23 protein-coding genes and 2 pseudogenes are annotated in these 24,914 nt (G+C 65.1%); 18 read left to right on the forward strand and 7 right to left on the reverse strand.

Features of this window, described 5'->3' with window-relative positions:
- Positions 1–36 precede the first annotated feature (36 nt).
- The 9 genes and pseudogenes from PL79_RS07320 to PL79_RS07360 all read left to right on the forward strand — a co-directional run bounded on the left by PL79_RS07320 (position 37) and on the right by PL79_RS07360 (position 8,091).
- On the forward strand, positions 37–1,134 hold the full coding sequence (locus PL79_RS07320) for an ABC transporter substrate-binding protein (RefSeq protein WP_044848704.1): 1,098 nt from the start codon (positions 37–39) through the stop codon (positions 1,132–1,134).
- Between the two features lie 4 nt (positions 1,135–1,138).
- Positions 1,139–2,065: an ABC transporter permease gene (locus PL79_RS07325; RefSeq protein WP_044848705.1), complete on the forward strand. Its 927-nt coding sequence runs from the start codon at positions 1,139–1,141 to the stop codon at positions 2,063–2,065.
- On the forward strand, positions 2,062–2,904 hold the full coding sequence (locus tag PL79_RS07330; protein WP_044848706.1) for an ABC transporter permease: 843 nt from the start codon (positions 2,062–2,064) through the stop codon (positions 2,902–2,904). Before PL79_RS07325 ends, PL79_RS07330 begins: the two co-directional genes overlap by 4 nt.
- A 40-nt stretch (positions 2,905–2,944) precedes the next feature.
- The gene (locus PL79_RS07335; RefSeq protein WP_044848707.1) at positions 2,945–4,018 is read left to right on the forward strand and encodes an ABC transporter ATP-binding protein; all 1,074 of its coding nucleotides are present in this window, start codon (positions 2,945–2,947) and stop codon (positions 4,016–4,018) included.
- A gap of 40 nt (positions 4,019–4,058) precedes the next feature.
- On the forward strand, positions 4,059–4,877 hold the full coding sequence (locus tag PL79_RS07340) for a transporter substrate-binding domain-containing protein (protein ID WP_044848708.1): 819 nt from the start codon (positions 4,059–4,061) through the stop codon (positions 4,875–4,877).
- 43 nt (positions 4,878–4,920) lie between these two features.
- Positions 4,921–5,685: an amino acid ABC transporter permease gene (locus tag PL79_RS07345; RefSeq protein ID WP_044848709.1), complete on the forward strand. Its 765-nt coding sequence runs from the start codon at positions 4,921–4,923 to the stop codon at positions 5,683–5,685.
- Positions 5,682–6,338, forward strand: a complete 657-nt coding sequence (locus PL79_RS07350; RefSeq protein ID WP_044848710.1) for an amino acid ABC transporter permease — start codon at positions 5,682–5,684, stop codon at positions 6,336–6,338. The genes PL79_RS07345 and PL79_RS07350 overlap by 4 nt, the downstream gene beginning before the upstream one ends.
- Before the next feature lie 40 nt (positions 6,339–6,378).
- Positions 6,379–7,100, forward strand: a pseudogene (locus PL79_RS07355) (amino acid ABC transporter ATP-binding protein).
- A 40-nt stretch (positions 7,101–7,140) separates the two neighbouring features.
- Positions 7,141–8,091 (forward strand): LysR substrate-binding domain-containing protein, encoded by a 951-nt coding sequence (locus PL79_RS07360; protein ID WP_235879225.1) that lies wholly within the window; start codon positions 7,141–7,143, stop codon positions 8,089–8,091.
- A 43-nt stretch (positions 8,092–8,134) separates the two neighbouring features.
- Here PL79_RS07360 and PL79_RS37140 read toward each other — a convergent pair whose 3' ends face one another.
- Complete coding sequence (locus tag PL79_RS37140) at positions 8,135–8,341, reverse strand: hypothetical protein (RefSeq protein ID WP_442861531.1); 207 nt, start codon at positions 8,339–8,341, stop codon at positions 8,135–8,137.
- A 302-nt stretch (positions 8,342–8,643) separates the two neighbouring features.
- Between PL79_RS37140 and PL79_RS07370 the strand changes: the two genes are divergently transcribed.
- Positions 8,644–10,749: a TonB-dependent siderophore receptor gene (locus PL79_RS07370; protein ID WP_044848711.1), complete on the forward strand. Its 2,106-nt coding sequence runs from the start codon at positions 8,644–8,646 to the stop codon at positions 10,747–10,749.
- An 88-nt stretch (positions 10,750–10,837) separates the two neighbouring features.
- Here PL79_RS07370 and PL79_RS07375 read toward each other — a convergent pair whose 3' ends face one another.
- Entirely contained in the window at positions 10,838–11,884 is a 1,047-nt protein-coding gene (locus PL79_RS07375) for a LysR family transcriptional regulator (RefSeq protein ID WP_044848712.1), read from the reverse strand.
- Between the two features lie 83 nt (positions 11,885–11,967).
- Entirely contained in the window at positions 11,968–12,711 is a 744-nt protein-coding gene (locus tag PL79_RS07380; protein WP_044848713.1) for an SDR family oxidoreductase, read from the reverse strand.
- Between the two features lie 192 nt (positions 12,712–12,903).
- On the opposite strand from PL79_RS07380, the gene pdxR reads away from it, so the two are divergent.
- The 8 genes and pseudogenes from pdxR (at position 12,904) to PL79_RS07420 (ending at position 19,113) form a co-directional block, all read left to right on the forward strand.
- Positions 12,904–14,424, forward strand: a complete 1,521-nt coding sequence (gene pdxR / locus PL79_RS07385; RefSeq protein WP_044848714.1) for a MocR-like pyridoxine biosynthesis transcription factor PdxR — start codon at positions 12,904–12,906, stop codon at positions 14,422–14,424.
- A gap of 12 nt (positions 14,425–14,436) precedes the next feature.
- Positions 14,437–14,580, forward strand: a pseudogene (locus PL79_RS07390) (peroxiredoxin); the annotation flags it as partial.
- A gap of 150 nt (positions 14,581–14,730) precedes the next feature.
- Positions 14,731–15,210: a carboxymuconolactone decarboxylase family protein gene (locus tag PL79_RS07395; protein ID WP_044848715.1), complete on the forward strand. Its 480-nt coding sequence runs from the start codon at positions 14,731–14,733 to the stop codon at positions 15,208–15,210.
- 4 nt (positions 15,211–15,214) lie between these two features.
- The gene (locus PL79_RS07400; protein ID WP_044848716.1) at positions 15,215–15,619 is read left to right on the forward strand and encodes a cupin domain-containing protein; all 405 of its coding nucleotides are present in this window, start codon (positions 15,215–15,217) and stop codon (positions 15,617–15,619) included.
- 520 nt (positions 15,620–16,139) lie between these two features.
- Complete coding sequence (gene gfa / locus PL79_RS07405) at positions 16,140–16,715, forward strand: S-(hydroxymethyl)glutathione synthase (RefSeq protein ID WP_044848745.1); 576 nt, start codon at positions 16,140–16,142, stop codon at positions 16,713–16,715.
- Positions 16,716–17,106: 391 nt separating this feature from the next.
- Positions 17,107–17,436 (forward strand): hypothetical protein, encoded by a 330-nt coding sequence (locus PL79_RS07410; RefSeq protein ID WP_135800999.1) that lies wholly within the window; start codon positions 17,107–17,109, stop codon positions 17,434–17,436.
- Positions 17,437–17,778: 342 nt separating this feature from the next.
- A complete protein-coding gene (locus PL79_RS07415; protein WP_044848717.1) occupies positions 17,779–18,606 on the forward strand; it encodes an AraC family transcriptional regulator in 828 nt (275 codons plus the stop codon).
- 81 nt (positions 18,607–18,687) lie between these two features.
- The gene (locus PL79_RS07420; protein WP_044848718.1) at positions 18,688–19,113 is read left to right on the forward strand and encodes a cupin domain-containing protein; all 426 of its coding nucleotides are present in this window, start codon (positions 18,688–18,690) and stop codon (positions 19,111–19,113) included.
- A 334-nt stretch (positions 19,114–19,447) separates the two neighbouring features.
- Here the strand turns inward: PL79_RS07420 and drt4 are convergent, their stop codons facing one another.
- From drt4 to PL79_RS07440, 4 genes are all read right to left on the reverse strand, one after another.
- A complete protein-coding gene (drt4, locus tag PL79_RS07425) occupies positions 19,448–21,136 on the reverse strand; it encodes an antiviral reverse transcriptase Drt4 (RefSeq protein ID WP_135801000.1) in 1,689 nt (562 codons plus the stop codon).
- Between the two features lie 414 nt (positions 21,137–21,550).
- Positions 21,551–22,414, reverse strand: coding sequence for an IclR family transcriptional regulator (locus PL79_RS07430; RefSeq protein WP_044848719.1), 864 nt, complete (start codon positions 22,412–22,414; stop codon positions 21,551–21,553).
- A gap of 108 nt (positions 22,415–22,522) precedes the next feature.
- The gene (locus PL79_RS07435) at positions 22,523–23,929 is read right to left on the reverse strand and encodes an MFS transporter (RefSeq protein ID WP_082088752.1); all 1,407 of its coding nucleotides are present in this window, start codon (positions 23,927–23,929) and stop codon (positions 22,523–22,525) included.
- A 115-nt stretch (positions 23,930–24,044) separates the two neighbouring features.
- On the reverse strand, positions 24,045–24,878 hold the full coding sequence (locus PL79_RS07440; protein WP_044848720.1) for a sugar phosphate isomerase/epimerase family protein: 834 nt from the start codon (positions 24,876–24,878) through the stop codon (positions 24,045–24,047).
- Positions 24,879–24,914: the final 36 nt, after the last annotated feature.

Below are 24,914 nucleotides of genomic sequence, written 5' to 3' on the forward strand. Positions count from 1 at the left end.
ATCGAACCACACGGCATCGTTTATCAGGAGACGGCCATGCAACACTTCAAGGCGGGCAGAAGGCAGGTGATCAAAACCCTCGGCACGGCACTCGCCGCATCCGCCATTCCGATGCCGTTCATCAGGACTGCGAAGGCTCAGTCTGGAAACTTTTCCGGAAAGACGCTGCGCCTGCTCACCTGGTCCGACGATACCGGCGCGGCCGCGCTGCGCAACATCGCGGAAACCTTCAGCAAGCAGACCGGCGCGCGCGTGATCGCCGATCGCGCGGACGGCACGTCGGGGATGGTCGCGAAGGTCAAGGCCGCGGGCGAGCGGCCGACCTACGACGTCATCACGCTCGCGGGCGTCGGCGCGGCCGGCCTCGCCGACGCCGGCCTGCTCGCGAAGCCCGACCTGAACCGGCTGCCGAACCTGAAGGACGTCGCGCCGCAATACCGCACGGGCGCGAACGGCTTCGGCATCGGCTACCTGCTGTGGTCGGACGGGCTGATCTACAACACGGCGACCGTGAAGAGCGCGCCGTCGAGCTACGAGGCACTGTGGGATCCGAAATATGCGGGGCGGCTGTTCCTGCCGCCGCCGGAGTGGGCCGAAGCGGTCGACCTCGCGATCATCGCCGCGAAGCTGGCCGGCGGCTCGCAGCAGAACATCGATCCGGGGTTCCGGAAGCTCGCGCAGCTCAAGGATCGCGTGATGACCCTCGGCGAGAACCCGAACCAGGTCGCCGACCTGTTCCGCACCGGCTCGCTCGACATCGGCGGCATCTATTCGCCGGCGTTCTTCCCGGACCAGATCCGCAAGCCCGACTACAAGTTGGGCGTGACGTACGGCATGAAGGAAGGCTTCGCGACGCAACTGATGTTCACGGTGATCCCGAAGGCGCATCCGGGCGACCTCGACCTGATCCACGCGTTCATCAACCATTCGCTCGACGCGGGCGTGCAGGGCCGGATGGCGGCCGACGTGCTGAACGGGCCCGTGAACGGCAAGGCCGTGATTCCCGCGGAAAGCCGCGCGTTCGTGCCGTCGCCGCAGCAGATCGCGGAGAAGGCCGTGCTGCACGACGACAAGGCGCTCGCCGTCGTCCAGCCGGCGTGGATCAAGCGCTACACGGGCCTCTTCGCGGCGTAACGACATGGCCTCCCTGTCCTCCCCCCGCGACGCGGCGCCGGCCGCCGGCACACCGGCCGGCGCCGGCTCGGACGCCGGGCCCGCGCTGGCCGGCGTGCCGCCGTGGCTGCTGCTCGCGCCGATCCTCGCGTTCCTCGCGGTGCTCGCCGCCGCGACGCTCACCGTGTTGCGCATGAGCGTCGGCGTATCCGGCGACGAATGGCGGACCTTCACGCTGCAGAACTACGCCGATCTCGCGGACCCGTACTTCACGAAATCGCTGTGGCTCACACTGCGCCTCGCGTTCCAGAGCATGGTGTGCGCGGTGCTGCTCGCGATCCCGGTCGCGCTCGCGATGGCGCGCACCGAATCGCGGCTCGCGCGCCGGCTGATGCTCGCCGGCGTGTTGCTGCCGCTGCTCGTGAACCTGCTGCTGCAAGGTTATGGCTGGCTCGTGATGCTCGGCCCGGCGGGATTGCTCAATCGCGCGCTGCTGGCCTCGGGCGTCGTCGATCGGCCGCTGCAACTGCTGTACCGCGAGCACGGCGTGCTGCTCGGGCTGATCCAGACCGCGTTCCCGCTCGCCGTGCTGCCGCTGTCGAGCGCGCTGCGCGCGGTGTCCCGCGCATACGACGAAGCCGCCGCGACACTCGGCGCGAGCCGCTGGCAGACGCTGCGGCACGTGACGCTGCCGCTCGCGATGCCCGGCCTCGTCGCCGGCGCGCTGCTCGTGTTCGCGTACAACGCCAGCGCATTCGCGGTGCCGCTGCTGCTCGGCGGCCGACGCGTGCCGATGCTCGCGGTGCTCGTGCACGACCAGGTCGCGCCGCTGCTCAACTGGCCGGCCGCGTCGGCATCGGGCGTCGTGCTGATGGCCGCGACGCTCGTCGTGATGGCGGTGTCCCAGCGCCTCGTGCGCACCCTGCAACGTGCCGGCGAGGTGAGCCGATGAATACCCTGCTCTTGCGTACGCCCCTGCCCGGCCGCCTCGGCCGCGCGACGGGCACGCTCGCGACGCTCGTGCTGTTGCTCGCCGCGCTGCCGATCCTGACGATGATCACGATGTCGTTCGGCGCATCGGGCACGCTCGAATTCCCGCCGCGCGAGTTCAGCCTGCACTGGTATCGCGCCGCCTGGCAGACGTTCGTGTCGTCCGATGCGGGCAGCGCGCAGTCGATGGGCGCCGCGTTGACGACCAGCCTCGTCGTCGCGGTCGCGACGATGCTGATCGCGACCGCCGTGTCGGTGCCCGCGGCCTACGCGCTGTCGCGCTGCCGCTTCCGCGGCAAGGCGCTCGTCGAGCAGCTCGTCGCGTTGCCGATCGTCTATCCGCTCGTGATGCTCGGCCTCGCGCTGCTGATCGTGTTCAACGCGCTGCCGGTCGAGCTCGGCATCGTGCGGCTCGTCGTCGCGCACGTGATCCTGACGCTGCCTTTCACCGTGAAGAACTGCGCGGCCTCGGTTGCGTCGATCGGCCCCGACTTCGAGGAAGCCGCGTGCGTGATGGGCGCGAGCCCGTGGCGCGCGCTCGTCGACGTCGTGCTGCCGCTGATGCGGCCCGGGATTCTCGCCGGGATGCTGTTCGCGTTCATCGTGTCGTTCAACGAATTCACGGTGACGTTCTTCCTGTACAGCATCGACACGATGACCCTGCCGGTCTGGCTCTACAGCCGCACCGTGTCGTCGCTCGACCCGACCGTGTTCTGCTTCGCCGTGTTCACGGTCGCGATCGACTTCGCGCTGATCTGGATGCTCGAAAAACTCGTCGGCGACAAGGGCGTCGCGCTCTGATGCGCGCACGGCCTCGCCCTCGACCATGCAAGGAACCGTCATGACCCAGCTCATCCTCCAGAACGTGACCAAGCGCTTCAATCAGGCGTGTGCGGTCGACCACGTCGACCTGTCGGTGCCGGACGGCAAGCTCGTCTGCTTTCTCGGCCCGTCCGGCTGCGGCAAGACCACGCTGATGCGGATCATCGCCGGCCTCGACACGCCGACCTCCGGCACGGTGACGTTCGCCGGCCGCGACCTCACGCACGTACCCGCCAACCGGCGCGACTTCGGCATGGTGTTCCAGTCGCTCGCGCTGTTTCCGCACATGACGGTCGCGCAGAACATCGCGTACCCGCTGCGGCTGCGCAAGACGGCGCGGGCCGCGCAGGCGCGGCGCGTCGCCGAGCTGCTGGAGCTGATCCAGCTGCCGCACATGGCCGACCGGCTCGTCACGCAGCTGTCGGGCGGGCAGCGCCAGCGCGTCGCGATCGCGCGCGCGATCGCGTCGTCGCCGCGCCTGCTGCTGCTCGACGAGCCGCTGTCGGCGCTCGACGCGAAGCTGCGCGAGGCGATGCAGGTCGAGATCCGGCTGCTCCAGCAACGGCTCGGCATCACGACGATCATGGTCACGCACGACCAGCGCGAAGCGATGACGATGGCCGACGAGATCGTCGTGATGGAGAAAGGCCGCATCCAGCAGGTCGGCCGGCCGCTCGACATCTATCGCGACCCGGTCAACGAATTCGTCGCCGACTTCATCGGCCTCGGCAACATCCTGCCGGTCGCGCGCGACGGCGACGACGCGATCGTCCTGCCGGGCGGACAGCGCCTCTCGATCGGGCGCGCGCCCGACACGCCACACGCGCCCGACGCCGTGCGCCTGCTGATTCGTCCCGAGGACGTATGCGTGCGCCCGGGCGCGACGGCGTCGGGCGCGCCGAACACGCTCGCCGGCACGATCACGTTCGTGCGCGACGTCGGCGCGTCGATCGAGGCGACCATCGATTGCCGCGGCTTCACGCTGACGGCCGCGACCACGCCGCGCGAGACACCCGACCTGCACGTCGGCATGCCGGTTGCCGCCGAACTGCCGGCACACGCATGCAAGCTGATCGCCGCACGCGGCGCCTGATTTTCCTTTCGTTCCCCAACGCAGCAACAAGGATCCCGCCATGAACGCATCGACCCAAGCCAACCGCCTCGTGCGACGCCTGCTCGCCCGTACCGCCCTCCTCTGCGCCTGCGCCACGGGCGTAGCCGCCGTCGCGCCGCTCGCGCACGCCGACGCGCTCGACACGATCGCCAAATCGGGCGTCGTGCGCATCGGCGTATTCGAGGATTACCCGCCGTTCGGTTCGATCGGCCCCGACATGAAGCCGCAGGGCTACGACATCGACATGGCGAACCTGATCGGCAAGGCGCTCAACGCGAAGGTCGAACTCGTGCAGGTCACCGGCGACAACCGGATGGCGTATCTCGCCGACCGCAAGACCGACATGCTGCTGTCGGTCGGACAGACGCCGGAGCGCGCGAAGGTGATCGACTTCTCGAACGCGTATGCGCCGTACTACCTCGCGGTGTTCGGTCCGAAGTCGCTCGCCGTGAAGGGCAACGCCGATCTCGCCGGCAAATCGGTCGCGGTCGCGCGCGGCACGCTCGAGGACCTGAGCATCAGCAAGGTCGCGCCGCCGAGCGCGACGATCAAGCGCTTCGACGACCCGAACGGCGCGATCGCGGCGTTCCTGTCGGGACAGGCGCAACTGCTGGTGGTCGGCAACGACGTGGGCGCCACGATCATCGCGCGTCATCCGTCGATCGATCCGGAACAGAAGTTCTCGCTGTTCAGCTCGCCCGACCACGTCGGCCTGAACAAGAACGAGCCGCGCCTGATGCAGAAGGTCAACGACGCGATCGCCGGCGCGAAGAAGAACGGCGCGCTGAACACCCTGTCGCAGAAGTGGCTGCACGCTGCCCTGCCGGCCGATCTGTGATGCGCAGCGCCTTCGCCCCGCACGCTCGACCCAAGGCATCGCGATGAGCTACGTGTTCGACTTCAGCGATTTCGGTCTCTACGCCGGCATGCTCGCGCGCGGCGTCGGCGTGACGCTCGGCCTGACCTCGGCCGCGACCGTGCTCGGCGGCCTGCTCGGCACCGGCGGCGCGTGGATCGCGCTCGCCGGCCCGCGCTGGGCGCGCGCGCTCGCCGCGTCCTACGTCGAGCTGATCCGCAATACGCCGTTCCTGGTCCAGTTGTTCTTCATCTTCTTCGGGCTGCCCGCGCTCGGCGTACACCTCGACGAAGCGCAGGCGGCCGTGCTCGCGATGACGGTCAACCTGGGCGCCTATGCGGTCGAGATCCTGCGCGCCGGGATCGAATCGGTGCCGCACGGGCAAGTGCAGGCCGCGCGGGCGCTCGGGCTGCACGGCCGGCAGGTGTTCGGCCACGTCGTGCTGCCGCAGGCGCTCGCGAACGTGTACCCCGCGCTGCTCGGGCAGGTCCTGATCGTGATGCTCGGCTCGGCGGTCGTGTCGCAGATCTCGGTGCCCGACCTGACCTACGCGGCCAACTTCATCCAGTCGCGCAATTTCCGCGCGTTCGAGATCTACATCGTCGTGACCGCGATCTACCTGCTGCTGTCGATCGCGCTGCGCATGCTGCTCAATCGCGTCGGCCGGCGGCTGTTCGCCGGTCGCACGCGCCACGGCGCGGCTGCCGCACCGCGGCGCACGCGGGTTGCCCGCTTCACGTGGCGCGCCCGCTCCCCTGAAACCCACCTGCCGACGGAACGTGCGCGATGATCGAATTCACCTTCCAGGACATTGCATGGAACCTGCTGCTCGCCGCGCGCTGGACCGTGCTGCTGTCGCTGATCACGTTTGCCGGCGGCGGCCTCGCCGGGTTCGCGCTGCTGGCAATGCGCATCTCGCCCGTGCCGGCGCTGCGCCGCTTCGTGATCCTGTACATCGAACTGTTCCAGGGCACGCCGTTGCTGATGCAACTGTTCCTCGGCTTCTTCGGATTGCCGCTCGTCGGCATCGACGTGACGCCGTGGGTCGCGGCGTCGGTCGTGCTGACGCTAAATGCCAGCGCCTGTCTGGCCGACATCTGGCGCGGCTGCGTCGACGCGGTCCCGCACGGCCAGTGGCACGCGGCGGCCAGCCTCGGCATGACGTGGACCCAGCGGCTACGCTACGTGGTGTGGCCGCAGGCGTGGAAGATCGCGCTGGCGCCGACCGTCGGCTTCCTCGTGCAGGCGGTGAAGAGCACCGCGCTCACGTCGATCATCGGGCTGACCGAACTGACCAAGACCGGCAACATCATCACCAACGCGGTATTCAAGCCGTTTCCGATCTACGCGATGGTCGCGCTGCTGTACTTCGCGATGTGCTTCCCGCTGACGTGGTATGCGCGCACGCTCGAGCGCCGCTATCGCGTCGCGAAGGCGCGCTGAACCGGCGCCGCGCGCGCCTCATTACGATGCAGGGACTTTCATGATTTCCATCAGCAACGTTTCCAAGTGGTACGGCCAGTTTCAGGTCCTCGCCGAGTGCACGACCGAGGTGAAGAAAGGCGAGGTGGTGGTCGTGTGCGGCCCGTCCGGCTCGGGCAAGTCGACGCTGATCAAGACCGTGAACGGCTCGAGCCGTTCCAGCAGGGCGAGATCCTCGTGAACGGCCAGTCGGTCGGCGACAGGAAGACGAACCTGTCGACGCTGCGCTCGAAGGTCGGGATGGTGTTCCAGCATTTCGAGCTGTTCCCGCACCTGTCGATCGCCGCGAACCTGACGCTCGCGCAGGTCAAGGTGCTCGGCCGCGGCAAGGACGAAGCGGCCGAGAAGGCATGAAGCTGCTCGATCGCGTCGGCCTGAAGGCGCATGCGCACAAGTTTCCGGGCCAGCTGTCGGGCGGCCAGCAGCAGCGGGTCGCGATCGCGCGCGCTGTCGATGGACCCGATCGCGATGCTGTTCGACGAGCCGACGTCCGCACTCGATCCCGAGATGATCAACGAAGTGCTCGACGTGATGGTCGAACTCGCGCAGGAAGGGATGACGATGATGGTCGTCACGCACGAGATGGGCTTCGCGAAGAAGGTCGCCCATCGCGTGATCTTCATGGACCAAGGCGCAATCGTCGAGGACGACCGCAAGGACGATTTCTTCTCGAATCCGAAGTCGGATCGCGCGAAGGACTTCCTCGCGAAAATCCTGCACTGAGCGATCCCGCGCCGCCGCCCGTTCCACGCCGATGCTCCCGATGAAACGACTGCCTTCCCTCAATGCGCTGCAGGTCTTCGACGTCGTCGCGCGACACGGCAGCTTCACGCGCGCCGCCGGGCACCTGTGCCTGACCCAGGGCGCCGTGAGCCGGCAAATCCTCGCGCTCGAAAGCTTCTATCAGTTTCCGCTGTTCAAGCGCACGCCCAAGGGGCTGACGCTGACGGCCGAGGGCGAGCTCCTGTTGCCGACGGTGCGCGAAAGCTTCGCGCGCATCGAGGAAGTGTCGATGCGCCTGTCGCGCAGGCGCACCGAACTCGCGCTGAAGGTGCCGACCTGCATGATGCAGTGGATGCTGCCGCGCATCATGCGGTTCCAGGCCGAGCATCCCGAACTCCAGGTGCAGATCACCACCACCTGGGAGCATCACGTCGATTTCCGCATGGAGCCGTTCGACGCCGCGGTGATCTACGCGCCCGGCGCCGGCCCCGACATGCATGCGATCCCGTTGTTCGAGGAACGGCTCACGCCTGTCTGTGCGCCGAGCCTGCTGGAGCGGCAACCGCTCGCGAGTCTCGAAGACCTGCTCCGTCACACGCTGCTGCATCCGACGCGCGATCACCGCGACTGGAAGCGGTGGCTCGACCATGCGGGCGCGCCGCACGTCGACTCGACGCGCGGGTTGAGCTTCGAGACGCTGGATCTCGCCACACACGCGGCGATCGACGGTTACGGCATCGCGATCGGCGACCGGACGCTGGTGGACGAGAGCGTGGCCGCGCACCGGCTCGTGATGCCGTTCGACGTATCGTTGCCGACGGGGATGGGTTATTACTTCGTGTATCCGCGCGGGTCCGAACAGCAGCAGAAGATCCAGCTGTTCGGCGACTGGATCGCGGACGAACGCGCGTGGCGCTGCGTCGACACGCCGGCCGTGCCGCCGTCTCGGCCATCGCCATCGCCATCGCCATCGCCGAAACTTCCGGACTGAACCACGTCATGCGAGCGCCGCTCGCGTACTCGGACCTGTCCGGTCATGCGGTCGACGAATCCCGGAGTGAGGAAAACGGTTGTCGTTCCTTTCTCCGCCATCGTCGGCGACGTAGCGCTCCCACCTGAAACCTGTCGACCAGACGGCCGGCCTCGTCGCGCGAAGCCGCGTGCGCGATCTGCGGATGCTCCGCGCCGTCGATTTCCGGCGTCTCGGACAGGAGCGCCGTGCCGCCGATGCGTTTCAGCAGATCGACGGCCGCGCCGCGCGCGGAATTCCGCGGTCGTCCCCGACTAGCCGTCGGACCCGCCCCATCGCAGGCCGGCCGTCAGCCGCGAGGCCGGCACGGTGCTGCACCGCGCGCCGATCCTCCAGTCATGCCGATGGGTGTCCCTGCGCGATTCAACCCGGACACAACAACCGCAAACTTACGATTGAAAATAACTCTCATTTGCATTAAATTCCGGCGCGCAAATGTACCGTTTGGAACACGGATGCCGGCGCAACGCGGCTCGTGGTGCCCGAACGCGAACCAATTTCTCAGGGACGGGTATGAGCAGAAAGAACTGGGCGGCCGCACCGGTGGCCATCGCCGTCGGCACGGTCGGGCTGAACGTCGCCAATGCGCAGGAGCTGGTGCTTCCGGCCGTCGAGATCTCGGCGCAGCGCACGAAGGCACCGTTTCGCGCGCCCGACTCGACGAGCGCGACGCGCACCGAGGCGGACGTGATGGAGATCCCGTTCGCGGTCAGCAGCGTCGATACGAAACTGATCCAGACCGTGGCCGCCACCCGCGGCGAAGACCTGTACGACTGGGTCGCCGGCGTCGCGCGGCAGAACAACTTCGGCGGGCTGTGGGACAACTATGCGGTGCGCGGCTTTGCCGGCGACGGCAACACGTCCGGCACCGACTACCTCGTCAACGGCTTCTCGTGGAATCGCGGCATCAGCGTGCCGCGCGACACCGCGACGCTCGAGCGCATGGAAGTCCTCAAGGGCCCCGCGTCCGCGCTGTACGGCCGCGGCGACCCCGGCGGGCTCATCAGCTACACGACGAAGCAGCCGCAGTTCAAGCGCTCGAACACGATCGGCGTGTCGGCCGGCAGCTACGGCGCGCTGCGCGAGACGCTCGATTCGACCGGCCCCGTCACGCAGTCGCTCGCGTACCGCTTCATCGCGATGAACGAGGACAACGGCAGCTTCCGCGACACGGTGTCGAGCAAGCGCTACCTGTTCGCGCCGTCGTTCACCTGGGATATCGGCGCCGACACGACGCTCCACTACGAATTCGAGACCGCGCGCCAGCGCGCGCCGCTCGATCGCGGCGTGGTCGCGGTCGGCGGCCAGCTCGGTGCGGTGCCGGCGTCGCGGTTCCTGGGCGAGCCGCGCGACGGCGACTACGACGTGCGCAACTCGGGGCACCAGTTCACGCTCGAACATCGCTTCGATGCCGACTGGTCGGTCAACGCCGGCTTCGCGCAGCGCGACACCGACCTGTCCGGCCGCTCGTCCGAAGCGTTCGCGCTGCAGCCGGACGGCCGCACGCTGTGGCGCCGCTACCGGCAGGTCGCGTTTCACTCGAACGACGTGCAGGGGCGCGTCGAAGTGGCCGGCAAGGCCCGCACGGGCGCCATCGACCATGCGTTCGTGATGGGCGTCGATGCGTATCGCTTCAACTACGACCAGTTCGTCGCGCGCTCGACGCCGACAGCCGCGGCGCCGTATGCGATCGACATCTTCGATCCGGTGTACGGCCAGCCGGCGCCCGTGCCGCGCACCGCGACGAACCTGCTCGAGCGCGACGACGGCCAGGGCCTGTACGCGCAGGACACGCTCGCGTTCGGGCCGCACTGGAAAGTGCTCGCCGGGCTGCGCTGGGACCGCTTTCACCAGTCGGTCGAGAATCGCCTGAAGGGCGTGACGACGAGCCAGCTGCAAACGGCGCTGAGCCCGCGGCTCGGCATCGTGTACGAGGCCAGCGCAGCGCTGTCGCTGTATGCGAACACCGCGTACTCGTTCCGGCCGAACAACGGCGCCGGCGCGAACGGCCACGCGTTCGACCCCGAGAAGGGGCACGGCTACGAAGCCGGCGTGAAGTGGGCCGGCACGCGCTGGCTCGCGACCGTCGCCGCGTTCTACGTGAACAAGCGCAACGTGCTGACCGCCGATCCGGCGAATGCCGGGTTCTCGCGTGCGGCCGGCGAAGTGCGCAGCCGCGGCGTCGAATTCGAATGGAACGGCGAACTGGGCCACGGCTTGCGCGGCATCGTCAACCTCGCCTACGTCGACGCGCAGGTCACGCGCGACACCGTCCTGACGCCGGGCGCGCGCCTCGTCGACATTCCGCGCCTGAGCGGCAGCGCGCTGCTGATGTACGAAACCGCGCTGCCGCTGGTCGACAAGGCCGGCGCGGGCGCGGGCGTGATCTACGTCGGGCGCCGCGCGGGCAACACCGCGAACACGCAGGACGGCTTCGACCTGCCCGCCTACGCGACCGTGCAGCTCAACGGCTACGTGCAGGTCAACAAGCATCTGCGCGCGTCGGTCGTGCTGAACAACCTGTTCAACCGCACGTACTACGTCAGCTCGTACAACAGCCTGTGGGTCACGCCCGGCGCGCCGCGCAGCCTGTTCGCGTCATTGGCGTATTCGTTCTAGGCCGGCGCGGCGCGTCGACGGGCAGGCGCGGGGCGCGATTCGGCGATGCGTCGACGTGCCGGGGCGCGCATCCGGCCATCTCGAATCGTCAGGCAGCCAGCCACTGCGCCGCATCCGCCACATCCACCGGAATCTCCGGATTGAACCGCGTCATGCAGTTCAGGTCGAGCGCTCGGATCTGCTCGGTCATGAAGTCGACGAAGATCCGGATGCGCGTCGGCAGATGTTGCCGGCTCAGATAGCAGATGTAGTGGCCGCGATCCTGCGGCACATGCTGCGCCAGCGCGACGACGAGTTCGTTCGACGCGAGATGGTCGCGGATCTGGTAGCCGGCCATCTGCGCGATGCCCGATCCGTTCAGCACCGCGCGCAACACGAGATCGGCGTCGTTGAACGTGCGGCGCGCCGTCGGCAGGTACTTCTGCACGCGGCCGTCCACGTTGAATTCCCATTCGAACAGGCGCCCGCTCGCGAACCGGAAATTGATGCACGCGTGGCGGTCGAGGTCCTCGATGCGTTGCGGGAGCCCGTGCGCCGCCACATACGACGGCGCCGCGCAGAGCGCCATCTGCATCGGAATCAGTTGCCGGGCGATGATGCTGGAGTCCTCGATGCGCCCGTTGCGGAACGACACGTCGATCCGCTCGGACACCAGGTCGACGGGCCGGTCGTCGAGCAGCAGATCGACGATGATGTCCGGATAGGCGTCCGCAAACTTCTCCAGCAGCGGCGCCACGATCTTCCTGCCGAACCCCGCGGCCGAGCTGATGCGGATGAGGCCGCGCGGCGGCCCCTGCCGCAACTCGAGCATGTCGTTCATCGCTTCGACGATCTGCGCCACGCCCTGATGGCAGTTCTCGAAGAATCGCCGGCCCTCGCACGTCAGCTCGGTCGTGCGCGTGGTCCGCTGGAACAGCCGCGTACTCAGTTGCGCCTCCAGCTTCTGCACATTGCGGCTCACGGCCGGCCGCCCGACGCCGAGCAGTTCGGCGGCCTTCGTGAAGCTCCCCTCGCTCGCCACCGCAACGAACGCGAGGATGCCCGCATAGCTCGCACCGAAGCTCGCCGACAGCGCATCGGCGCGACCGGCCAGGTCGCGACGAACGTCGGGCTCCGATGTTTCCGAATGATTCATTTCCGCTGCCCCCAAGCATGCTGCTCATACGGATTGGCGCGTCGCCGGCATGCGCCGGCCAAGCGCCTGCGTGCGAACGTGATTCAGCGCCCCGCCAGCCACGCGTCGAGGCCGATGCGCCCGAGCCGCGCCGCGCCGAGCGGCACCAGCGACGTTGCCTCGACGCGGCCGCCGTAGTAGCGGGCGTCGCGATCGGTCACCACCGCGCGTGTGTCGCCGACCGACTTCAGATAGCGCGCGACGATTTCCGCGAACGGCGCGCGATCCGGGCCCGCGATCTCTATCGTGCCGTTCTGCGGCCCGGCGAGCGCGGCCTGCGCGACGAGGGCCGACACGTCCTCCGCGGCGATCGGCTGGAACAGTCCATCACCGATGCGCACGGTGCCGTCTTCCGTGCCGGCATCTGCGATGCCGCCGATGAATTCCATGAACTGCGTCGCGCGCACGATCGTGTACGGCACGCCCGCCGCCTCGATCGCCTGCTCCTGCGCGACCTTGGCCAGGAAATAGCCGTTCTCCGGCATGCGGTCGCAGCCGACGATCGACAGCGCGACGTGATGGCGCACGCCCGCGGCCACTTCGGCCTTGCCGAGATTGCGCGCCGACGTGCGGAAGAAATCGAGCACCGCCTGCGGCTCCCATGACGGTGCATTCGCGACGTCCACGACGACGTCGGCGTCCGTCAATGCGTCGGTCAGGCCTTCGCCCGTGATGGTATTGACGCCGGTGCGCGGCGATGCGGCGAGCGCCTGATGGCCGGCTTCCTCGAGCAGCGTGACGACACGCGAGCCGATCAGGCCCGAACCGCCGATGACGACGATCTTCATCGCAAAATCTCCTGACGAATGAACTGCAGTGGAATGTGACGGGGCGTGACGGCTGCCGGATCGGGTGAACGCGGCGATGACCGTCCATCGCTTGGCGCAATTGTGGAAGAATCATGTCCTATCCAGCAGTGCCAAGAATCGTCGATCGGACTGATCCATGCCGTGCCTGTCCCCGTCATCCGCGAGACCGTCATGTCTGAGCACCCCTCCACCCTGACCATCGAAATCGACCGGCAGCATCGGTTGCCGATCTATCTGCAGATCTGCGAGCGGTTCAGAACCGCGATCGCCGCGGGCCACCTGCGTCCCGGCGATCGCGTGCCCGCGCTGCGCGGCCTCGCGACGCAGCTGAACACCGCGCGCGGCACCGTCGAACAGGCATACACGATCCTGGTCGACGAGGGCTATCTGCAGATGCGCGGCGCGGCCGGCACGTTCGTCTCGCCGTCGCTGCCGAATTCAGTGACGCGGGCGGCGCCCTCGCGTGCCGACGATCCGGTCCGGCACGCCGAGGATGCCGGCCTGCGCCAGCCGCCGGGCATGTCACGCGACAGCCCGCCGCCGCGGCGCGCGCAACCGATCGCCGTCGCGCTGAGCGGCGAGCCGCGCCCGCTGCAGCCCGGGCTGCCCGCGCTCGACGCGTTTCCGCGCAAGGTATGGCACCGGCTCGTGTCGCTGCGCGCGCGCAGCGCCGACCGCGCGCTGCTGGGCTACCCGAATCCGGCCGGCTACCGGCCGCTGCGCGAGCACATCGCCACCTATCTGGGGCTGTCGCGCGGCGTCACCTGCGTGCCCGAACAGGTGTTCGTCACCAGCGGCTACCGCGCGACGCTGGAACTCGTGCTGCGCAGCCTCGCGCGCCCGAACGACCGTGTGTGGTTCGAGGACCCCGGCTATCTGCTCGCACGCAGCTTCCTGTCCGAGACCGGCGTGGAACTCGTCCCGGTGCCGGTAGACGCCGACGGAATCGACGTCGAGCGCGGCCTGCAGCTGGACGCGCACGCGCGCTTCGCGCTCGTGACGCCGTCGCGGCAGAGCCCGCTCGGCCATACGCTGTCGCTGTCGCGGCGCATCGCGCTGCTGGACTGGGCCGAAAAGACGTCGGGCTGGATCGTCGAGGACGACTACGACAGCGAGTTTCGCTATCTCGGCCGCCCGCTGCCGGCGCTGAAGAGTCTCGACCGGCGCGATCACGTGATTTATTGCAGCACCTTCAGCAAGGCGATGTATCCCGGCTTGCGGCTCGCGTATGCGGTCGTGCCGGAACGCGCGGTGGAACGCGTCGAACGCGTGGCCTGCAGCATGAACGCCGGCTCGCCGACGCTCCTGCAGGCGGCCCTCGCGGATTTCATCGAACAGGGGCACTTCGCCCGGCACCTGAAGCGCATGCGCACGCTGTACGGCGAGCGCCGCACGCTGATCGTGAACGCGTTGCGACAGGTGTTCGGCAAGCGGATGATCGTCGAACTGCCGGTGGGCGGCATCCAGTTCGCGGTGCGGTTCACCGACGGCCCCGACGGGCCGGTCGACGACGTCGCCGTCGCCGCACGCGCGCGCGACGCGGGGCTCGCGGTCGTGCCGCTGTCGATCTGGTACACGAACAGCCATACGCAGCAAACGCCGCGCGGCCTCGTCATCGGGTTCGCGAACGTCGCCGACGCGGACGAAGCGCACCGTCATGCACGGACGCTCCTTGCGTGCCTCGGCGGCTGACGCGCGGCGTGCGGCCGGGCCTCCGGCGTGGCCCGCTCGGACGACGGCAATCTCGCCGTCGATCTGCGCCTGCCCGCCGAGTTCGGCGGTCCCGGCACCGGGACCCATCCGGAACAGCTGTTCGCGGCGGCCTTCGCCGCGTGCTTCCACGGCGCGCGATTGGTTCCGAAGCGGCAATAGAGTGCGCACCTTCCCGGCACTACTGGCCCGTGGGACCTGCAATTACGATGGTCGCCAGGCAGGTCGCGCAATGAATGGTCATGCGCAGCGCCGATAGCCCTGCTTCAGCAATCAGGAGAACGTATCATGACGCAACGTATCAACTACTTTCAGCAATCGCCGGAGCTGACGAAGAAGCTCGTCGAACTCGACGGGCTGCTTCAGAAGACGACGATCGAAGTGCCGGTTCGCGAACTCGTCGAGATTCGCGCGTCACAGCTCAACGGCTGCGCGTTCTGCGTCGACATGCATATCAAGATGGCCAGGATCCACGGCGAGCGCGAACTGCGCGTGCATCACGTCGCGATCTGGCGCGAGTCGCCGCTGTTCTCGCCGCGCGAGCGCGCCGCGCTCGAATGGACCGAAGCGCTGACGCAGCTTTCGCCGCACGGCGTGCCGGACGATCTCTACGATCGCGTGCGCGCCCACTTTGCCGAGAAGGAGCTGTCGGATCTCACCGTCCTCGTCGGTGCGATCAACTGCTGGAACCGCCTGAACGTCGCGTTCCGGATGGTGCCCGGCTCGTTCGACAAGATGTTCGGTCTCGACAAGGCCAACCTGGAGTAACGACATGAAACGCATCGTGCTCGCGCTTGCACCGCTTGCGCTGTCGCCGCTGATGCCCGTTCCGCCGGCTGCCGCCGCACCGCAAGCCAAGGTGACGCAACTGACCACGGAGCCGCTGCCCGAGTATCCGGGCAAGGAAGTGGAGATGATCGTCGTCGATTATCCGCCCGGCAGCGTCGACCCCGTTCATCGCCACGACGCGCACGCGTTCGTCTATGTGCTCGACGGCAGCATCGTGATGGGCCTGAACGGCGGCAAGACGGTCACGCTGCACGCGGGCGACACGTTCCACGAAGGCCCCGACGACGTGCACACGGTCGGACGCAACGCCAGCAGCACGAAGCCGGCGAAATTCGTCGTGTTCCTGATCAAGAACAAGGACGCGCCGGTCCTCACGCCGGTGAAGTAGCGGGGTCGTCGTCGAGGCGCCAGGTCGGCCGGCAACGGCAGCTCGGCTGCCACGAGCGCACGCGTTCCGCAACGCGACGGCTTGCCTGGGCTGGCCGGCCGTCGCCGTCTCGGCCGGCGCACGGCCGGCAAGCGAGCCTGCAAACCGCATGCCCCGCCTTTGAAGGCCCTTCGCTGAAAAGCCGGGATCGACTGCGTACAGCCGGATGCCCGATGCGGGAAAGCCGCAGACATGAGTGTGCCGCACGGAAAGCCTTGCCCGGAAATATTCGACGCCGGCATGCGGCGTCCGGCCGGCATTTATCTGACGTAGCGCGGCCCGATCAACGCATCATCGGGAAATCGCCGGGTATACTCCCCACCAGTATCGCCATATACTCCCCCCCAGTTTCATTCGACGAATGAAATGCCACATGATCGGGGCTCTGCACGCCAGTTCCGTCTGGTCGCCGGGCCGATGCGCGAAGGGAATTCGATCCGAACCGTCGTTCACTGCCGAAGCACCGAAAAGGAGCATGACCATGTCCGTCGCCATTCATCCCACTGTCGATCGCGGTATCCAGAAGGGCGCCGATCCGTTCGCGAGCGGTACGCTGCGCTGCCTGTGCACGCAGGATCCGGTCGAGGTCCGGGTCGATACGCAGGTCGCATTCAATCACGCGTGCGGCTGCACGAAATGCTGGAAGCCGGCCGGTGCGCTGTTTGCCGTCGTGGGCGTCGTGCCGCGCGACAAGGTCTCCGTCACCGCGCATGGCGAGAAATTGCGCGTCGTCGACGACAAGGCGCTGATCCAGCGTCATGCCTGCTCCACGTGCGGCACGCATCTGTTCGGGCGCATCGAGAATCGCGACCATGCGTTTTACGGCCTGGATTTCATCCATACCGAACTGTCGCAGGATGCCGGCTGGGATGGCCCGGGTTTCGCCGCGTTCGTGTCGTCGATCATCGAAAGCGGCACGCCGCCGTCGTTGATGGCGGATGTGCGCGACACGCTGCGCAGCAAGGGGCTGGAGCCCTACGATTGCCTGAGCCCGGCGCTGATGGACGTGCTGGCGACGCATACGGCCAAGGCTAAAGGAACTTACCGGGAGGCGTGAGGCCAGCGCCCGTGCCGGTGCGCGGCGGCCGGCTGCCGCGCACCGGCGCATCGTCGTCGCACCGTTGGAAGTCAGTGGCGTTACTTCCTCGACCTACTTCACGTTTTGCTCGTGAGAACGGCCGGGCAGCCGGTCAATGCGGACCCGAGTCCAGACAAAAGGGTGTGCTTCGCGGATTTCCATGGATGGCGCTTTCCGACCCGGAGCGGACGGCCGCCCTTCTACAAAGCAGCCATTCGCTTCAGATGGGCCAAACGCCGCGCGAAAGTTTACAACTCATTCGGATTGACGTGTGTGAAATGCAATGGGGTTAACGATTCCTTGAAAACTCCGCTGCCATTGCATCTAATTGCTATCAAACGCAACAATCAAAGCTTGGCGGGGTAGCATCATGAAGAAAATTGCCTTGCATTTGATGGACGCCGCATTGGTCTCGGCGGTTTTGTTTTTTTACTACGTTCGCGCATTTTACGGTCACGGTCGAGCACCAATATCAACCCAAATGGCTCATTGGCGAGACGTATGCTTCGTCTTGACGCTTATCGCGATGTTTGTCATTCCATTTCGAGTAAAAAAATCATATCCGAGCATATATAACTTCGCTACATTTAACGCAAAAGGAGAGAGAAGAAAAACAATATTAATTCCATTATTGACAACGATTACGATCATCATCGGCACGGTGGCAATAATTCGAATATTCATTGTGGCGGCGCCGTAAACAGGGGGGCGTTAATAGTTGTGAATACATCTTCATATCCGAGTCCACTGTGATCATACCTGCACCTTATCTGACAAGACGCAGATCACAAACCTACGCCGAGACCTACGCCAGACGTTTCAGCGATGGGCCGTTACCGACCCGTTGCAGACTCCGGCAGCCGTGATACGAACGTCGTTTGAGCCTGAGGAAGCGGTCGTTCGCGTCGTCTACGCAAAGCAGGACACGACGACTTTGACACTGGGGTCGCTCTTGCGAGGGCCTCTCACGTGGTAATCTATAGAATCGACCTGCCCACGTTGCGCCGACGCGAATTCAATTCCCCCCCTTTTTTGACTCGCCATGCCCCGAAAAGCTGCCTCCGCGCGCCCAGACTGGGTGATGCGTACCCAACCGACAGAAGGCATAGAGCGCATTGAGGCCTGGTTTCATGGCAAAGCGTATGCCATGCATCGCCACGATACGTACGCGGTCGGACGCACGCTCGCAGGGGTGCAGAGTTTCAGTTATCGACGCAGTCGCCGCGACAGCCTGCCGGGCAACACCATCGTGCTACACCCTGACGAAGCACATGATGGTCAGGCGGGTACGTGCGAGGGCTTCCGTTACCGCATGATTTACGTGGAGCCAGCACTTTTTCAAGACGTGTTGGGTGGCCAGGCGCTTCCGTTCCTCGAAGACGGTGTGACAACTGACCCACGCATCGCAGCGGCAACGGAAACCCTGCTTCAACGTGTAGACCATACGTTCGAGCCGCTTGAGCAGAGCGACGCGCTAGCCGAGCTTGCGCATGCGCTCGCCGCCGTCTCTGGCATGCAGCGCGAACGAGGCAAGGGCGATTATTTCGCGGCACGCCGTGCTCGCGATTTTTTGCACGCGAACTTCACGCGAGTAGTCACGCTCGAAGAAGTGGAAATCGCAACGGGCCGCGACCGTTGGAGCCTCTCGCATGATTTCCGCACGTTCTACGGCACGAGTCCGTATCGCTACCTCACCATGCGTCGGCTTGATGCGGTGCGGCGCTCACTGCTCTCGGGCATCTCGCTAGCGAGTGCTGCGGCAGACGCAGGCTTTGCAGATCAGAGTCACATGACGCGTCATTTCCTGAAGGCCTTCGGCCTAACGCCGGGAGTCTGGCTCCAGATAGTGGACAACGTGCCCCTCGATTGAACTGTCACCCACGATCGTTCAATACGGCGCTCTGATGGCTGAGTATTCTCGACGGCACATCCATACCGAACGGAGAGAACGATGTCCACTTCAACATATTCCCTCACAGCCCCCGCCTCACGCGGTCAATGCGAAGCAATCGACCTGACTGGCAAGATCGCGTTGATTGACGGGCACTGGCAACCGCGCGTGGTTGCGGAAATGAACGATTATCAGTTCAAGGTCGTCAAGCTCGAAGGTGAATTCGTTTGGCACAAGCACGCTGATACAGATGAGACCTTTATCGTGCTAGACGGTGAATTGCGAATCGACTTTCGTGGCGAACCATCGGGAGACGGCTCTATCGTGTTGCGTGCGGGTCAGATGGCCGTCGTGCCGAAAGGCGTCGAACACAAGCCTTGCGCGCCTGCCGAAGTGAAACTGTTGCTGATCGAACCGCGCGGTGTCGTGAATACCGGCGACAGCGCAACAAGCGAACGCACTGTACTAAACGATCAGTGGATTTAAGCGCCCGCGTTTGAAAGAAGGCGGCGCAGATGCATGCCCCCTTTTTTCGAATCTACGCTAAATGTCCGCTGCGCGTCGGAAAGCCGCCGTCCACTCCACCGTCACGAATGTCAGATGGTGGCCGAACCCGGAAGCTCGAAGTTGGTCGACAGTCGCGCTCTGGCACCGGCCCCCCCCGACTTCCGCTGTCGACCCTGAACGGCCAGTCCGGCCGTCGCGAACTCAGCGGCCGGTTTAAATGGGACAACGGCCAAGCGCTTTACTGGAGCGGCACAACTTTAATTTCGTTCAGCGCGATTATTTCGCTTCCGAAAATTGGCGCCGTTGAAAGTGTTTAGACTGCGCCATTTTCAACAGAAGGCTTCGGTGGAGAGAAAAACTGGAAACCCTTCTTCTTCAGGTTAGCGAGAAAACCTTGCCCGTTTCCTGAGAGTTCGGCCTCAGACCAAACTTGATAAATCAATAGCCAATGTTTGTCTTTTTCACGCGCATCCGCTTTCAGCAGCGCGTTTGTCCTATTTTTTACTGCTTTTGCTATCTTTTTGCGGTCTCGAAGCAATGCGTACTCGAGTAGCAATACATTCACAACGCAATCATCTAGAGCTATGACGTCGATGAGCTCCTTGTCGTCCAAGTCGAGAACCAAGTTGTGCTTGAGAACAAGGAACAAAGCATGGGCTATGGTGTCCGGATATAGCTTGCGCAGTCCTATTCTGATCAACTCCCTGGAGAATTCAGCTATTTTTTCCAGCGCGCCATCATGCCAGTACGGTGCAAAAACGTGCTCGTCCAAAAGTGGAACAAGGTACGGGTAAGCTAACGCAAGATTCATTGCTTCCTGCGTATACATTCGCTTCGCCCTCAAACTGAGATTTCGCGGGGCGATTCCATCTGGATCTCCAGGACTCTTCTTCGTGCGCGTCTTCGCCAGCACCTTGATTGCGTAGTTCAGTGGGGTCGACTTACCTATAGTTTGGCCGCAAGTTAATGCGAGATCCAAATATGAACGGATTTCAGAAAACTTGAGTTCGTCGTTAGGAAATTTGAATCGATTAAGCACCAATATCCAATCCTCGTCGCTTGGACGGGGAAGAGACAAAATTTTGGTTTTTTTCTCGTTTAGCGACATCTCGAAAGCACGCAACCCCAACCCTAAATCCTTGATAAACCGCTCTGCCTCTTCGAAATTTGCAGCGTAGAAGCTGTAATCATCCACATGTCGCTTAACCTTGCGATACCCCTTTTTCTGTAAGTCGGCATCAATCTGCGTCAAGATGATCTCCGAGATGATGTTCGACGCATGAGGGCCTATCAGCAATCCGTTGGTCTGACGGTCGCGCGTGTTCTGGGTGCATCTATCAAGTAGGTTTCCTGCAAAGTTGATCAAGCTGTCGCTTCCCTTTGCGGCCTCCTTACCATGGAGCGCCCAAGGAACAGAGTGTGTGTATATGCTCGGGAAGCAAGTGGCGATGTCGGCGGCAACAACAAATTGTGCGCCGGACATCCATCGAAGCTCATCTTCTTCGAATTGGAAGCGCTCGTCACCCTTATAGTTCATCTCGAAGATCTTACCGTCTCCGACATGCCGCACATAAATTCGGCTGAAAGCCGGATCCGGCTTATTGCAATGAATGGCGATGGTTTCCCAGTGCTTAGAGATCGCCAGTGCCTGAGCTGCATATGCTTGTGGATGCGGGATACCCAGATGCCTCGGAATATTGCTGTCCCGCAACGCCTCGTATCTCACGTAGTCGTGAGCACATTTGCCAATTTCTTTTTTTAGCGTCGATTCATCAAGTTCGTCAAGAAGGCTGCCCATCGCGCCCAAAACGATTTGAGTTAAACCCGCGCTGGAAAAGCATGGCGGAATTTTCTCATTAAACAAGCCGTGATCTAGCAAACCATACAATACATCGGAAGGGCTCAGTTGCTCCTTGGTGGCGTCGTACCAGGGAATTTCTAGATTTTCGAGAAGTTCGTCAAACTCTATTGCGGGGGCAGAGGCGATGCCGGTTGAATTCACGTTCGCACCTTATGGCAGGTCGCTGAAAAGATGATCACCGGATCTTACACTTTTTGATGTTCTGACAGGTCCTTTCATGCATATGCGGTATGAAATGCCGATGCCATAGACCTCTGGCAACGCCGCAGTGATTCCCAGCGTTCCCCGTGCCCTTTTGTCTCTTGTAGGGTGAAAAGCGGCCCTTCGAATCACTACGTGGAAACGCTCGTTAGCGTCCGGACTTGGCCGATCGCCGACATTTCGCACCGCGCTCCCCGGAAATCCGCGATGACCCAATAAAAACGACAACGTCATCGAACAAGGCAACGGCATACAGATCAACCGCCGTGAATTCAACCCCCATACAGCCCCGTCGAATACACAAGCCTTCCCGCCCAAACGAAACGCGTCGCGCCAACATCCGGGCGCGACACACTAGCGCTTTGAAGCACGCCCGCGCGTCGTCGCCTTTGCTGCCGCAACCGGCGCCACTTCCGCCGGGGCAGCCGCCGTGCCCGTCCGCTTGAACCACGGCGAACCCAGCGTGGCCGCGCTCATGTCCGACGCAGCCGCGAGCAACAGCGGCGCGAGTTCCTTCAGGCGCGACTCCGGCAGGCGGCTCGTCGGCCCGGCGAGGCTCACGATACCGACCACTTCGTTCGTGACCGGATTGCGCACGGCTGCCGCGATCGACGTCATGCCGACCTCGTACGTCTCGATCGCCATCCCGTAGCCACGCGCGCGTGCGCCGTTCAAATCCTTCAGGAACTGCTGGATCGTCTTCGGTGCGCGCGGTACATTCTGCACCTTCGCGCTGAGCCCGCCCTGCCTCGACACCAGTTCGATCGCGCGCTCGTCGGGCAGCGTCGCGAGCCACGCCTGGCCGCTCGCGGTGCAATGCAGCGGCGGCTGGCTGCCCATGTCCGGGTCGTAACGCAGGCCGGACTTCGCACCCTGCGCCTTGCCGACGAACGTGATGTGATCGTCCTCGACCACGCCCAGCCGCGCCAGTTCGCCCGACGACTCGGCCAGGCGATCGAGCACCGGCTGGGAAATGTCGAATACCCCGCTCGTCGACAAATAGATCAGCGCGAGCGACACCAGCTTCAGCGCCAGCATGTATTCGCCGTGCTCCTCGTCCTGACGGACGAACCCCTCGTCGATCAGCATCGACAGCAGGCGATGCGTGCCGCTGCGGGGAATGTTCAGCGTATCGGCAATGGTGGCCAGCGGCATGCGGCCGCCGTTCTTTGCCAGCAATTCCAGCACTGCGAGCGCACGCTCGAGATTTCCTGCCATGGCGCCTTCTCGTCCGTATGGTGAATGTCAAATAAGAACACAATTCCATACTGGAATTCAAGAGAATTTGCGCGACACCGCCCCCCCGCCGTGGCGCCGCGCTCGCCGTCAGTGGCCGGCAGCCCCGCTCACGGCCACGAACCTTCCGCGATGGCGCGCGCCCTTGAGCAGCACCGCCGCACCGCCCACGGCCGCCGGCACCGCAAGCGCCGCGAAGACCTGGCCGAAGCTCCAGTTCGCATGGAGCATGGCCGCGCCCAGCATCGCGCCCGCGATGCCGCCGAAACGGCCGACTCCGAGCATCCAGCTCGTCCCGGTGGCCCGCATCTCGGTCGGATAGGAGCCGGCCGCCAGCGCGCAGAAGCCCGTATTCGAACCGTTCATGCAGTACCCGATGCCGAACGCGAGCACGCAGATCACGCCGAACGGATGAGCCGACACACCCATGTACCAGGCCAGCGCGCCGCCGGCGAGCACGGTCGCGCCGAGCGCGGCGTGCGGATTGAATCGGTCCATCTGCCAGCCGATCAGCAACGAGCCGACCGTTCCGCCCGCCTGGAACAGCGCGCCGACGATCGCCGCCTCGGCCAGCGAAAACCCCAGACCGCGAATCAGCGTCGGCAGCCAGTTGCCGAGCAGATAGACGGTCAGCAATCCCGCGAAGTAGCAGATCCACAGCATCACCGTGCCGAATGCATGTTCGCGCGACAGAATCGCGCGAACGGGGCTGCGCACGTCGCGCACCGGTTCGGCGGACACGAACCGCGTCCGTGCGTCGGCGACCGCCGGCTGTATGCGATTCAGCACGCCGATGAGCCGTGCGCGGCGCCGCTCCGACAGCGCGAGATACCGCGCCGATTCCGGCAGCCATTTGACGAGGATGGGCACGTACGCGATCGGCAGCACGCCGCCGAGCAGCAGGACCGAATGCCAGCCCCACGCTTCGATCATCCACGCGCTCACGAAGCCGCCGCCCGCCGCGCCGAACGTGAAGCCGCAGAACACGGCCGTCACCATCAGCGCGCGCCGCCGCGGCGGCGCATATTCGGCCATCAGCGTGGCCGCGTTCGGCATCGACGCGCCCAGGCCGATGCCGGTCAGGAAGCGCAGCACCGTCAGCGACACCACGCCGGTCGCAAACGCCGATGCAATGCTCCACAGGCCGAAGAACATCACCGCGCTGACCATCACCGTCTTGCGGCCGAAGCGGTCGGACATCGGGCCGGCCGTGAGCGCGCCGAACGCGAGGCCGAGCAGGCCACCGCTCATCACCGGGCCCAGCGCGTCACGCGGAATCGACCACGCGCCGGAAATCGACGGCGCGATGAAGCCGATCATTACCGTGTCGAGCCCGTCGAGCATCACGATCAGCATGCACAACACCAGCACGAGCCACTGGAACCGGCCCACCGGCCGCGTATCGAGAAATTGCTGAACGTCGAGTGAGCGCGCGTCATTCGATTCGCTTTCCTGAATGAAATGTTTCGGCCGTCGGGCCGTCTGCGAGGAAGTCATGCTGATGTCTCCGGAGATGCTGTTCTTGTTGTCGTATCGAATGCCCGATCCGCGCGCCGGCGCGATGCCTGGCGCCGATCGGGCCCGTTGCGTCGAGAAGGCGGCCGCCACGCGATCAGGCCGGCACGGCCGCCGCATCGATCACGGCAACGGTGGCTTCACGCAGGCGGCGCGCGCGCTCGACGGCAGGCGTCGTCTTCGCCCACGCCTCGTTCGGCACCTCGACGCTCACCGGCAGGTGAGCGGGCAGCGCGCGCAGGATGCCCGCAAGGTCGAGACCGCCATCGCCCGGCACCATCCGCGCGCAGCGTGCCTGGAACAGCAGCGTGTCGACGTCGGTCGGTCGGTCGGCCGGCGCATCGCAGAACTGGACGTAGCCGAAGTACGCGTGCGGCAACGCGCGCAACGCGTCGAGCGACGAGCCGGCACGATCGAAGTGGATCGGATCGACGATCAATCCGGTGTTGCGCCGGCCGCACGCGTCGACGATGCGCGCGCCGGCGCCGATGTCCTTCACGTCGGTCCACGGCATCGGCTCCAGCGACGGCGACAGGCCGAGCGGCGCGGCCAGGTCGCACAGCCGGCCGAGCCGGTCGACGGTGCGCGCCTCGTCGGGATCGTTGCCGGCCACGAGGACGTAGCGCGCGCCGAGCTCCGCCGCCGTTTCGAGCATCGGCAGGTAGTGCGTCACGTCGGTATCGGGCTTCAGGCGCGCGATCTCGACGTCGAGCACGCGCATGCCCGTATCGCGCAGGACCGCCAGCGTTTCGCGCCTGAGCGGCGTATCGCCGACGATCTCGTGGCGAACCTCGGTGTCGGTGGCCGGCAGCAGTCGCAGGCCGACGTAGTCGTAGCCGGCGTCGACGGCGCATCGCACCATCTGCGGCGGGCTCAGTTCGAGCACGGTCAGCGCCGACAGCGACAGCGCGCGGAATTGAGGCTGGGTCATATCGTCTCCTTGAGCGTCATGGCGCACTACGCGGCA

This window comes from Burkholderia sp. USMB20, from assembly GCF_000949135.2.
Taxonomy (GTDB): Bacteria; Pseudomonadota; Gammaproteobacteria; order Burkholderiales; family Burkholderiaceae; genus Burkholderia.